The sequence below is a fragment of the Streptomyces sp. NPDC005820 genome (assembly GCF_040630255.1).
Classification (GTDB): Bacteria; Actinomycetota; Actinomycetes; order Streptomycetales; family Streptomycetaceae; genus Streptomyces.
The window spans coordinates 293,046-305,466 of sequence record NZ_JBEXXE010000004.1; the positions used below are offsets into that span (position 1 = coordinate 293,046).

General features: G+C 74.4%; 10 protein-coding genes and 1 pseudogene. 1 reads left to right on the top strand and 10 read right to left on the bottom strand.

The features are described 5' to 3' along the window. Nucleotides 1–51 precede the first annotated feature (51 nt). Nucleotides 52–697 (top strand): annotated as a pseudogene (locus ABZ464_RS07160) (FAD-dependent oxidoreductase); the annotation flags it as partial. Nucleotides 698–740: 43 nt separating this feature from the next. Here ABZ464_RS07160 and ABZ464_RS07165 read toward each other — a convergent pair. The 10 genes from ABZ464_RS07165 to ABZ464_RS07210 all read right to left on the bottom strand — a co-directional run bounded on the left by ABZ464_RS07165 (nt 741) and on the right by ABZ464_RS07210 (nt 12,089). After that, nucleotides 741–977, bottom strand: a complete 237-nt coding sequence (locus ABZ464_RS07165) for a hypothetical protein (RefSeq protein ID WP_359272079.1) — start codon at nt 975–977, stop codon at nt 741–743. 96 nt (nt 978–1,073) lie between these two features. Beyond that, nucleotides 1,074–3,449, bottom strand: coding sequence for a SpoIIE family protein phosphatase (locus tag ABZ464_RS07170; RefSeq protein ID WP_359272082.1), 2,376 nt, complete (start codon nt 3,447–3,449; stop codon nt 1,074–1,076). Nucleotides 3,450–3,533: 84 nt separating this feature from the next. Then, complete coding sequence (locus ABZ464_RS07175) at nt 3,534–4,082, bottom strand: sigma-70 family RNA polymerase sigma factor (RefSeq protein WP_359272259.1); 549 nt, start codon at nt 4,080–4,082, stop codon at nt 3,534–3,536. A 258-nt stretch (nt 4,083–4,340) separates the two neighbouring features. Then, nucleotides 4,341–5,096, bottom strand: a complete 756-nt coding sequence (locus ABZ464_RS07180; RefSeq protein ID WP_359272085.1) for a hypothetical protein — start codon at nt 5,094–5,096, stop codon at nt 4,341–4,343. 126 nt (nt 5,097–5,222) lie between these two features. After that, the gene (locus ABZ464_RS07185) at nt 5,223–6,446 is read right to left on the bottom strand and encodes an MFS transporter (protein WP_359272088.1); all 1,224 of its coding nucleotides are present in this window, start codon (nt 6,444–6,446) and stop codon (nt 5,223–5,225) included. Between the two features lie 365 nt (nt 6,447–6,811). Continuing rightward, nucleotides 6,812–8,083: an ArgE/DapE family deacylase gene (locus ABZ464_RS07190; RefSeq protein ID WP_359272091.1), complete on the bottom strand. Its 1,272-nt coding sequence runs from the start codon at nt 8,081–8,083 to the stop codon at nt 6,812–6,814. 67 nt (nt 8,084–8,150) lie between these two features. Next, on the bottom strand, nt 8,151–9,566 hold the full coding sequence (locus tag ABZ464_RS07195; protein ID WP_359272094.1) for a HAMP domain-containing sensor histidine kinase: 1,416 nt from the start codon (nt 9,564–9,566) through the stop codon (nt 8,151–8,153). Beyond that, nucleotides 9,567–10,292 (bottom strand): response regulator transcription factor, encoded by a 726-nt coding sequence (locus tag ABZ464_RS07200; RefSeq protein ID WP_359272097.1) that lies wholly within the window; start codon nt 10,290–10,292, stop codon nt 9,567–9,569. Between the two features lie 94 nt (nt 10,293–10,386). Then, nucleotides 10,387–11,004 (bottom strand): FMN reductase, encoded by a 618-nt coding sequence (locus tag ABZ464_RS07205; protein WP_359272100.1) that lies wholly within the window; start codon nt 11,002–11,004, stop codon nt 10,387–10,389. After that, nucleotides 11,001–12,089 (bottom strand): LLM class flavin-dependent oxidoreductase, encoded by a 1,089-nt coding sequence (locus tag ABZ464_RS07210; protein WP_359272262.1) that lies wholly within the window; start codon nt 12,087–12,089, stop codon nt 11,001–11,003. Before ABZ464_RS07210 ends, ABZ464_RS07205 begins: the two co-directional genes overlap by 4 nt. Nucleotides 12,090–12,421 lie beyond the last annotated feature (332 nt).

A 12,421-nucleotide genomic window follows, 5' to 3' on the forward strand; every position in this document is an offset into this window, starting at 1 on the left:
ATGACCATGCAAAGTCGCTCGTATGGCTGTGAGCGGGGTCACATCGCACCCGCCGAGGAGCGGTTCACCGAGCGGATGCGGCTGCGCCGGACGGCGACCGGGCAGCCGCTCGCCGGGCTCTACCTGCCGGGGCTGCTGGAGGGGACGGGCGCGCAGTTCGTGCGGGGCCGGGTGACGGCGGTCGACGCCGCCGCGCGGACCGTACGGCTCGACGACGACCGGACCCTCGCGTACGACACCCTCGTGTACGCCCTCGGCGGCAGCGCCGACACGACGGCCGCGCCCGGCGCCGACGAGCACGCCCACACCCTCGACGGCCCCCAGGGCGCCGAGTTCTTCACCGACCGGCTCCGGCGGCTCACCACGGGCACCGTCGCCGTCTGCGGCACCGGGCTCACCGGCGTCGAGTCGGCCGCCGAGATCGCCGGGGGCCGCCCGGACCTGGAGGTCGTCCTGCTGGGCCGGGGCAGCCGAGCGCCACGCCGAACCCGAAGGCGCGGGCGTCTCTGCGGGCCGCCCTCGACCGGCCGGGCGTCCGGGTCCGGGCGGGCGTCGAGGTGGTGAAGGTGCGGCCCGGGGCCGTGGAGCTCGTCGGCGGGGAGTCCGCGGCGCCGACGCCGTGCCGTGGACCGGCGGAGCGCGGGCGTCCGCGCTCGCGGCGGCCGCGGGTCCGGCCGTGGACGAGCTCGGCCGGATCAACGTGGCCGACCCGGACAAGCTCGGGGCGGTCGCGGCGGGCGTCACGCTCCCGCTTCGCCCGCCTCCTTGAGCAGCCGGCGGGCCTGCCAGGCCTGGCGGACGGTGTGGATCCGCACGGCGGTGAACAGCACGACGGCGGCGCCGATGCCGACGGCCGCCCAGCCGCCGTCGCGGGCCGCGGCGACGTAGAAGAGGAAGCCGGCGAAGACGACGCCGAAGACGATCAGCAGGGGTTCGCGCACCCAGAAGGGGAGGACGCGGAGGATGAGTCCGACCATGGCGTCAGTTGATCAGGTTCATGCCACGCACCGCCACAGGATTTGCACGATCCCCGCACAGAATCCCCATGCGGAATCCCCACGCGGAAGTCGCCTCTACAGGTTCTGTTCCGCCCAGATCGTCTTCCCGCCCTGCGTGCCGGGGCGGGTCCCCCAGCGTTCGGTGAGCTGGGCGACCAGGAGCAGACCGCGGCCGCCCTCGTCGTAGGTGCGGGCCCGGCGCATGTGCGGGGCGGTGCCGCTGGCGTCGGAGACCTCGCAGATGAGGGCGCGGTCGTGGATCAGCCGGAGCTGGACCGGCGGTTCGGCGTGCCGGATGGCGTTGGTGACCAGCTCGCTGACGATCAGTTCGGTGACGAAGGCCGCGTCGGTCAGCCCCCAGGCCTCCAGGCGGGCGATCACGTTCTTGCGGGTCTCGGCGACGGCGGCGGGATCCGGCTCCACGTCCCAGATCGCGACCCGGGAGGCGTCGAGGCCCCGGGTACGGGCGACGAGCAGCGCCACGTCGTCGGCGGGCCGCTGCGGCAGCATCCCGCCGAGGACGGTGTCGCACAGGGCGTCCAGCGACCCGGCGGGCTCGGTCAGGCTCCGGCACAGCCGGGAGACACCGTCGTCGGTGTCGTCGGCGGCGCCGGCCCGGCGGCTGCGGGTGTCGAGCAGGCCGTCGGTGTAGAGGGCGAGCACACTGCCCTCGGGCAGCTCGAACTCGACCGACTCGAAGGGCAGTCCGCCCAGTCCCAGCGGCGGCCCGGCGGGCAGGTCGAGCAGCTCCGCCCCGCCGTCCGGGCGGACCAGCACGGGCGGCGGATGCCCGGCCCGGGCGAGCGCGCACCGCCGGGAGACGGGGTCGTAGACGGCGTACAGGCAGGTCGCGCCCACGCCCCCAGCGGTCTCCCCGGCCTCCGCCTCGCCTGCCAGCCGGGCCACCAGATCGTCGAGATGGGTGAGGAGTTCGTCGGGCGGAAGATCGATGTCGGCGAGGGTCCGTACGGCCGTCCGCAGCAGCCCCATGGTCGCCGAGGCGTGGATGCCGTGCCCCACGACGTCCCCGACGACCAGCGCCACCCGCGCCCCGGACAGCGGGATCACGTCGAACCAGTCACCGCCAACCCCGGCCCGCGCGCCGGCCGGCAGATAGCGGGAGGCGACCTCCACCGCCGACTGCTCGGGCAGCCGCTGCGGCAGCAGACTGCGCTGCAGGGTGACCGCCGTGCCCCGGGCGCGGGTGTAGCGCCGGGCGTTGTCGATGCAGACCGCCGCCCGGGCCGCCAGCTCCTCGGCGAGCACCAGGTCGTCCTCCTCGAACGGTTCCGGACGCAGGTGCCGGGCGAGGACGACCACTCCCAGGGTCGTCCCGCGCGCCGAGAGGGGCACGGCCATCACGGAGTGGAAGCCGAAGTCGCGGATCCGGGCGACGCGCAGCGCGTCGTCGGCGACCCAGGCGGGCAGCGCGGCCGGGAAGATCTGGCGGTACAGGCCCCGCCCCGAGCGCAGGCTCTCCACCGGCGGCGAGCCCTCCGGGTACTCGTCGACCTCGCCCAGCGCGAGGACCGCCTCGGGGACGCCCGGCAGCACGGACTGGTGGGCGACCCGGCGCAGCGCCAGCGACGACCCGGCCGCCACGGCCTCCTCCTGGCCCTCCTCGAACGAGGTCAGCAGATCCACGCTGAGGAAGTCGGCGAGGTCCGGCACCGCCACGTCCGCCAGCTCCTGCGCCGTCCGCGTCACGTCGAGGGTGCTGCCGATCCGGGAACTGGCCGCGGCGATCAGCTGGAGGCGCTTGCGGGCCCAGTACTGCTCGGTCACGTCGTGCCCGGTGGCGGCCACCCCGAGCACCCGGCCGTCCTCCGGGTCCTCCACCCGGTAGAGATGGACCGACCAGGCGTGTTCACGGGCCTCGCCGGGCGCGCGGGCGTGGTTCTCGACGTACTGCGGCTCGCCCGTCTCCAGGGCCAGCCGCATCCGCCGCTCGACCTGCTCCGACACCGGCGTGGGGATCACGTCCGTCATCCGCAGCCCGCGCAGCTCCTCATCGGCGAGCCCGAGGGCGCGCTGCGCGGCCCGGCTGGAGCGGCGGCAGCGCAGGTCGGTGCCGTACACCGAGGTCGCGCAGGACGGGGACTGCATCAGGCCCCGCCGCATCAGGGCGTCGTCGCCGGGCTGCGGGGTCCCGGCGACGGCGGAGACCAGCAGCCAGTCACGGCTGCCGTCCTCCGCCGTGCGGTGATGGGCCAGGACCCGGGCCGCCAGGCGGTGGCCGGACCGGTGCAGGAGGACGAGCGTGCCGTGCCATCGGGGCGGCCCGGCCGACGGGGGGACGTCGCGCCGTACCGGCCGCTCGGCCAGCAGCAGCGCCGCCGGCCGGCCCACGATCTCCTCCGCCGGGTAGCCGAGAAGCCGCTCGGCACCGTCGTTCCAACCGGTCACGGTGCCGAGTTCATCGACGGTGACCCGCGCGGTGAGTGCCTCCATGGCCGCTCATCTCGCTCTCCTGCGTGACGCAGTCCTGGCTTACATGTCGCACTATTGAGCACTATTACCCATTCGTACCACCGTTCAGGCGGCCACGGGCGTGCGTTCCTCGGCAGCGTCCAGCAGGTCGGCCAGCGAGGCGCGCGCCCGGGCCACCCGGGAGCGGACCGTGCCCACCGGGCAGTCGCTGACCTCGGCCGCCTCCGCGTACGGCAGTCCGAGCAGCTGGGTGAGGACGAACGCCTCCCGCCGCTCGTCCGGCAGCGCGGCCAGCAGGTCGAGCAGCGCGATCCCGTCGTCGAAGCCGGGCAGCCCGCGCGGCTGGGCCGACTCCACGGCCAGCTGCCAGTCCGGTACGTCGGCCGGGCGCGGCCGGGCGGAGGCGTACCGGTAGCTGTCGGTCACCGCCCGGCGGGCGATGGACAGCAGCCAGGAGCGCGCCGAGGAACGGCCCTCGAACCGGTGCAGACTGCCGAGCGCCCGCAGGAACGTGTCCTGTGCGAGGTCGTCCACAGCCTGGGGATCGCCGCACAGATGGGCGACGTACCGCAGCACGTCCCGGTGCAGCGCGCGCACGAACCGCTCGACGGCGACCGGGTCGCCGCCACGCGCGGCCAGCGCCCACGCGGTGATCGAGTCGTCGCGGGACTCGCGGCTTGGCGTGGAGACAGCGGAGACAGCGGAGACAGCAGAGGTAGAGGAGTCAGGGGAGACAGGAGAGACAGGGGAGACAGGGGAGACAGAGGTGATCACCTGAGGGTGTCCTTCTCGGTCGTCCGGATGCGGGGGCTGGGCCCCGGTCCGGATACGGGGAGACGGCCCTACGGCGCCTGCGCGCACGTACGGCCGAAGCCCGGGGCGCACAGGGGCGGCCCGGGTCACCGGCTGCCGTCAGAAGGCAGCGGCCCCCGGGGGCGGACCCCGAGAAGTGATCGCGTGGACGAGGAGGAACCGCGGCGCCCGCTCGGAGCGGCGCCGGCGCGGCCGGACCCGGGGGCGGTCGGGCACGAGGGGCAGGGCGAGCAGCAGCCGCAGCGGGGCGACGAGCCGGCCGGCCACCGCCCGCAGCACACGGAACGCGGCCCGCTCACCGTGGGCCAGCCACAGCCCGCACAGCAGCGCGGCCAGCAGGTGGGCGGCGAACATCCCGGACGAGGAGCCGACCACGCCCTCCAGCAGGCCCGGGCCGCCGCTCCCGGCATGGCCCATGTGCCCCGTGCCGGCCATATGCCCCATGCCGGTCAGGTGACCCGCGCCGGCCATGTGAGACATGCCCATGCCGCCCATGCGGCCCATGCCGGCCATGGGATCCACGGCCCCCATGGCGCCCATGTCCTCCATGGACGTCGAGCCGGTCCCCGAGGCGGCCGTGTCCGCGCCCGTCGCCTGCGCCATCGCCTGCGCCTGCTCGAACGCCCAGTGCAAGGCGGTCTGCGCGGCCACCACGACCGCCACGACCGACACCGGCCCCCGCTCCCGGCCCGCCAGGCACCAGCCCACCGCGCCGGTCACGGCCGCACCGGCGGCCAGGGCCCCGGCGGGCACATGCTCGCCGGACATCAGGACGTGGCCCAGGGCGGCGAGCAGCACACAGACGGCCGCGAACATCGCGGCACGCAGCGTACGCGTACACCACCCGGCAGTCATCGCGCCTCATCCTCGCATCCGAACAGGGCCCGTCAGTCGGAGGTACGCACATCCGCGGGCTCGCGCTCACCGCCGCCGACACCCCGAAGGAGGGAAACCGGCCGTCGGGGGTTCCCGATCGCGCGCTCAGGCGTACGGCGCCGGCAGCGGCGGGGTGTCCGCGAAGGCCCGTACCTCGCGCTGGAACAGCGGCACCACCGTGGTCACCGTCAGCGCGACCAGCCCCACCCAGAGCACGGGCCCGTTGCCGAAGGCGGTCGCGGCGACCGGGGTCAGGGCGAGGCCGGCGGGCTGGAGGCCGTAGGTGCCGATGGTGTCGATCGCGAAGACCCGGCCCAGCATGTCGGACGGGATCGCGCGGTGCAGGGCGCTCGCCCAGCAGACGTTGAAGACGGCGTACCCGAAACCGGTGACGACCACCGACGCGCCGAGCAGCACCAGCGGCGACCCGGCCAGCAGACAGGCCAGCTGGGCGGCGAGCAGGCCCAGCGCGAGGACGGCGACCGTGCCGGGCCGGCGCGGGGTCCAGGCGGCGATCGCCATCCCGCCCGCCACCGAGCCGGCCGCCTGGAGCGCGACCATCGGCCCGTACGCGGTGAACTCGCCCCGCTCCTGGAGGATGATCGGCAGCAGCACCGCCACCGGGGCCATCACCAGCAGCAGCTGGAGGGTGCCCTGCACGATGATCGTCAGCACCCAGGGCCGTTCCCGTACGGCGGCGAAGCCCTCCCTGGCCTGGCGCAGCACGCTCCCGCCCGCCGACCCCGCGCGCCGGACGTCACCCACTCCGACGAGCGTGCCGACGCTCGCCGCGAACGTCCCGGCGTCCGCCCAGAACGCCAGGTCCGCCGTGCCGACCGCCAGCAGCAGCCCGCCCAGCGCGGGTCCGGCGACCTGGCCGGTGCGCACGGTGATCGAGCGCAGGGCGTTCGCCTTCGGCAGGTCCTCGTCCGGCACCAGATCGGGGATCAGCGCCCCGAAGGCGGGGGTGAACACCCCGGCGGCGAACCCGGTCGCCAGCGCCAGCAGCACGGGCACGGCGAGCGGCGCCCGAGCGGCTCCCAGCGCGAAGCACACCGCCGTGACCAGCCGCACCACATCCGCCCCGGCCATCACCCAGGAGCGCCGCAGCCGGTCCGCGAGCACCCCGCCCAGCAGCGCGGCCCCCACCAGCGCGAGACTCTGCGCCCCAAGCACGACACCGAGGTCGGTCTTCGAGTGCGCGGCGAGGATCGCACCGGGCAGCGCGACCAGCGTCACCCCGTCCCCGACGGCGCTCGCGACCTGCCCGCACCACACCCGCCGGAACCGCGCGTGCCGCAGCACGACGGCGAACGCCAGCACTCTCACGGGGCCCCCTCCCCGGCGACACGCCACCGCCGCCCGTCACATCACCACACCATCCCGCCCCGACGCCACGCCCCACCACGGCCCCGCTCCCGCCCCGACGCCACGCAACCGCCACGGCCCACGTCACGCCACCGCCACCCCTCACCGCACGCCACCGTCCCGAGCCGCGCCACCGCCATCCCTCACCGCACGCCACCGCCACCGCCGCACACGTCCCGCCACCGCCCCATTGCCACCCCTCACCGCACACCACCGTCCCGAGCCGCGCCACAGCCACCGCCACCCCTCACCGCACGCCACCGCCACCGCCGCCCCCGTCCCGCCACCGTCCCGCCACCGTCCCGCCCCCGCCCCGGCGCCGCCCCTCACTTCACGCCCACCGTCCGCAGCACGGTCAGCGCGAAGGTCCGGGCCGCGTCGGTCACCTCCCGCACGGACACGTGCTCCCGGGCGCTGTGCGCGACGGCGATGTCCCCCGGCCCGAACTGGAGCGTCGGGATCCCGGCGCCGGTGTAGTGGCGCAGATCGCTGCCGTACGTCGCCCCGCGCTCGCGGGGCCGGGCCGTACCCGTCGCGTCGGCGTACGCCGCGGCCACGGTGTCCCGCAGCGGATGCCCGGCCGCCAGCCGCCCGCTCGCGAACTGCCCGCCCGGCCAGGTCACGGTCGCCGGATGCTCCCGCAGCCAGGGGTCCCCGGCGCACGCCTCCGCCACGCACCGCTCCAGCGCCGCCCGCGCCACGGCCGGGTCCTCCCCGAGCCGCACTCCGAGCCGCCCCTCGGCGACGAGCGCGTCGGGCACGCTGCTCGCCCAGTCGCCGGAGCGCAGGGTGCCCACGGAGAGGGAGTAGGGGATCGGGTACTCGGCGAGCAGCGGATCGGGATCGCGGTTGCGGTCGCCCTCCAGCCGGGCCAGCGCCCGGTGCAGCGGCAGATAGGCGTCGATCGCGCTCACCCCGGCCTCGCGCGAGCTGGCGTGGGCGGCCCGGCCGGGCACGGTGATCCGGAACGTCAGCGCGCCCGCGTTCGCGGTGATCACGGTCCCGCCGGTCGGCTCGGCGATCACGCACGCGTCACCGCCGTACCCCCGCCGGAGGGTCCCGAAGGCGCCGATCCCGCCGTCCTCCTCGCCGACGACGAAGTGCACCGCGACCCGCCCGCGCAGCCGCACCCCGGCCGCCCTGATCGCCGCCAGCGCGGCCAGCTGCGCCGCCAGCCCCGCCTTCATGTCGCACGCCCCGCGCCCGTGCACCAGATCACCGCTCACCCGGGGCACGAACGGATCCCCGTCCCACGCGGCCGGGTCGCCGGGCGGTACGACGTCCACGTGCCCCTGGAGGATCAGCGTCGGCCCGTCCCCGTCCCCGCCGTCGGCCGTGTGCCCGACCAGCCCCCAGGCCTCCTCGCGCGGCACCTCCATGCCGGGGAAGTCGGGGTGCGCGCACAGCTCCGGCAGATCCATGGACCACAGGTCGACGTCCAGCCCCAGCCGCTCCAGCCGCCCGGCCAGCTGGTGCTGGAGCTCGGACTCGGCGGCGCTCCCGGTGACGCTCGGGACCGCGATCAGCTCCCTCAGCGTCCGTACGGCGTCCTCCTCGTCGACCGCCGCCGCAACGGCCTTCTCCTGGTCACTCAGCAAGGCGTCCGCTCCCCTCCCCTTCGCAGCCGGCCCCGATGGAGCGAGCGTCGTACGCCGACCGCCCTCGTCACAACCCCCCGCCCACCGTGAACCCGATCACCGAGCCGCCGCCGGCCCGCCGGTGGGCGAACGGGGTGCCGCCGTGGGAGAGGGCCACCTCCCGCACGATCGACAGGCCGAGGCCGGATCCGGGCAGGGAGCGGGCGTCGGCCGCTCGGTAGAACCGGTCGAAGACGCGGGTCAGGTCCTCGACGGCGATGCCGGGCCCGCGGTCGAGGACCTCGACGCGGACCACCCCGGGCCGGGCGGGCCCGATGACGGAGATCTCGACGGGCGCCACGCCCTCGCGGTCGAACTTGGTGGCGTTCTCCACGAGGTTGGACACGGCCCGCTGGAGCATGCCCGGCCGGCCGTCGGTCGTGGTGTCGCCGCCGGCCCGCACATGGATCACCCGCCCGGTGCGGCGCCGGGCGAGCCCCGCGACCTCCTCGGCGATGTCGGCGAGGTCCAGTCGCTGCGGGGGCTCGTTGTCGGCCTGCCCGGCGGCGAGGTCGACGAGCTCGTTGACCAGGTCGGTCAGCTCGCGGGCCTCCTGGGTGAGGTCGGCGACAAGGTCCTCGCGCATGGCGGGCGGCAGCTCGTCGATGCGCCGCAGCAGCGAGATGTTGGTCCGCAGCGAGGTCAGCGGGGTGCGCAGCTCGTGCCCCGCGTCCTGCACCAGCCGCCGCTGGTCCTCCTCCGACTGGGCGAGCCGGCCCAGCATGCGGTCGAAGGCCCGGCCGAGGCGGCCCACCTCGTCATGGCCGGTGACCGGCACCTGCACCCCGAGGCGGCGGGTGCGGGCGACGTCCTCGGCGGCGGTGGTGAGGATGACCAGCCGGTGGGTGATGCGCCGGGCCAGCCACCAGCCGAACAGCCCCGCGGCCAGCACGACGGCCGTCATCAGGATCAGGGTGCGCTGCTGGAGCGCCCGCAGCAGGTCCTCGGTGTCGCTGAACTCCTGCGCCACCTGCACCGCGCCGCGCCCGCCGCCGAGCGCGACGGTCGCGACCCGGTACACATCGCTGCCGACGTCCACGTCCTTGTGCTCGGCCATCCGCCCGGCCGCCGGGGCCGCCGCGACCTTCCGGTCGGCGGCCACCACGGGCAGCCGCGGGCTCCCGCTGTCGACGACCGCCCCGTCGGCCCCGAGCACCTGCACGTTCGTCCGCGCGGGCCGCACGATGTCATGCCCCGGCGCCGCCGAGAAGAAGTCCTCGGGCGCCATCCTGTGCCCGCGCACCTCGTCCCGCAGATCCTGCACGACCTCGTCGAACACCGACTCCTGGTCGACCCGCACCAGCCGGGCCGCCGCCGAGTACGACAGCACCCCCACCAGCACGGTCACGGCGGCGGTCACCGCCGCGAAGGACACCGCGAACGTCGTCCGCAACGACACCAGCTTGGGCCGCGGCCGCGCCAGCAGCCGGCGCAGCCGGCCCACTCAGTCCTCCCGCAGCACGTAACCCACGCCGCGCACGGTGTGGATCAGCTGCGAGGCGCCCGGCTGGTCCAGTTTGCGGCGCAGGTAGCCGACGTAGACGGCGAGGTTCTTGGAGCCGGGCCCGAAGTCGTAGCCCCAGATGCGGTCGTAGATCGTGGAGTGGTCGAGGACGATCCCCGCGTTGCGCACGAGGAGTTCCAGCAGCTCGAACTCGGTGCGGGTGAGCTCCAGCTCCCGCTCGCCCCGCCAGGCCCGCCGCGCCTGCGGGTCCATCCGCAGCCCGGCCGCCTCCAGATACCGCTCGGGGGCCGGCTTCGGGGCGGCGGCCGCGGTCTCCGCCGGTACGGGGACACTGGCCGGGTTGGTGCGGCGCAGCAGCGCCCGCAGCCGGGCGAAGACCTCCTCGACGTCGAACGGCTTGACGACGTAGTCGTCGGCGCCCGCGTCCAGGCCGGCGATCCGGTCGGCGGTCTCCACCAGCGCGGTCAGCATCAGGATCGGTGTGCGGTCGCCCTCGGCGCGCAGCACCCGGCAGACCTGGAGTCCGTCGATCCCGGGCATCATCACGTCGAGGACGAGCACGTCCGGCGGCGACTTGTGGGCGTGGGCCAGTGCCTCGACGCCGTCGGCGACCGCGGTGACCTGGTATCCCTCCAGGGCCAGGGCGCGTTCCAGGGCGTGGCGGATGGCGCGGTCGTCTTCGGCGAGCAGCAGGGTGGGAGGCACGAGAGCCAGTCTGCCAAGCTTTCCGTGTCGGACGACCTGATGATCTTCCTTCCGTCGGCCTTCTTACTGCCCTCTCACTCAGGCAGAGGCAACCTCACCCCGCGGGCCGCAGCGCCGCCAGCTGCTCGGCGAACGGTACGACGTCGAAGGCGTCCTTCACCGTCTTCTCCGTCTTCACCGTCTTCTCCGCCCGCACCGCCGACAGCCCGCCCATCAGCGCCGCCAGCTCTCCCGCGGCCCGCTCGATCCGCTCCGGCAGCCCCTCGGCGCCCCAGTCCTCCGAGGCGGCGTAGACGGCGGTCGGGACGACGACGGCCCGCAGATGGGCGAAGAGCGGCCGCAGGGCGTGCTCCAGGACCAGCGAGTGCCGGGCGGAGCCGCCGGTCGCCGCGATCAGCACCGGCTTGCCCGTCAGCGCGTCCTGGTCCAGGACGTCGAAGAACGACTTGAACAGTCCGCTGTACGACGCCGAGAACACCGGGGTGACGACGATCAGCCCGTCGGCGCCCGCCACCGCGTCCAGCGCCTGAGCCAGCTTCCGCCCGGGGAACCCGTTGGTGAAGTGGTGCGCGATCTCCACCGCGAGCTCGCGCAGCTCCACGACCTCGATGTCCACGGCCGTCTTCCCCTGGACCGCACCGGCGAGCCGGTCGGCCAGCAGCCGGGTCGACGAGGGGACGCTCAGTCCCGCCGAGACGACGACGAGCCTCATGCCACGGTCTCCTTCCGTGCGGCCGCGAGCAGCGACTGATGGGTGGGCGCCTCCGGTACGTCGGCCGGGCGTCCGGCGGCGAACTCCTTGCGCAGCACCGGGACGACCTCCTCGCCGAGCAGGTCGATCTGCTCCAGGACGGTCTTCAGCGGCAGCCCCGCGTGGTCGACCAGGAACAGCTGGCGCTGGTAGTCGCCGGCGTACTCGCGGAAGGCGAGGGTCTTCTCGATGACCTGCTCGGGCGTGCCGACGGTCAGCGGGGTCTGGTCGGTGAAGTCCTCCAGGGACGGCCCGTGCCCGTAGACGGGCGCGTTGTCGAAGTAGGGGCGGAACTCGCGCACCGCGTCCTGCGAGTTCCGCCGCATGAACACCTGACCGCCCAGCCCCACGATGGCCTGCTCGGGCGTGCCGTGCCCGTAGTGGGCGTATCGCGAGCGGTACAGCTCGACCATGCGCTTGGTGTGGTCGGCGGGCCAGAAGATGTTGTTGTGGAAGAAGCCGTCACCGTAGTAGGCGGCCTGCTCGGCGATCTCCGGGGACCGGATGGAGCCGTGCCAGACGAACGGCGGGACGCCGTCCAGCGGGCGCGGCGTGGCGGTGAAGCCCTGGAGCGGGCTGCGGAACTTGCCCTCCCAGTCGACGAAGTCCTCGCGCCACAGCCGGTGCAGCAGGGCGTAGTTCTCGATGGCGAGGTTGATGCCCTGCCGGATGTCCTGCCCGAACCAGGGATAGACGGGACCGGTGTTGCCGCGGCCCATCATCAGGTCCACCCGCCCGTCGGCCAGGTGCTGGAGCATCGCGAAGTCCTCGGCGATCTTCACCGGGTCGTTGGTGGTGATGAGGGTGGTGGAGGTGGAGAGGATCAGCTTCTCCGTCCGGGCCGCGACGTACCCGAGCATGGTGGTCGGCGACGAGGGCACGAACGGCGGGTTGTGGTGCTCACCGGTCGCGAAGACGTCGAGCCCGACCTCCTCCGCCTTCAGCGCGATGGCGACCATGGCCTTGATCCGCTCCCGCTCGCTCGGCGTACGGCCGGTCGTCGGGTCCGGCGTCACATCGCCCACCGTGAAGATCCCGAACTGCATGGTCACTCAACCTCCAAAGTTGTTGACCGTTCAACTATACCCTTTGAACGGCCCGCACCTCTGGGCTATTCCTTCAAGGGGCGCGGGGGACTCTTCAAGGGGCGCGGGGGACTCTTCAAGGGGCGCGGAGGATCTTTCAGCGGCGCGGGCGACGCTTCTAGCGGCGGCGCGCAGGATCTTCCACGGGCACGGGTGACGCTTTCAGCGGCGGCGCGCAGGATCTTCCACGGGCGCCGGTGACGCTTTCAGCGGCGGCGCGCAGGATCTTCCACGGGCGCCGGTGACGCTTTCAGCGGCGGCGCGCAGGATCTTCCACGGGCGCCGGTGACGCC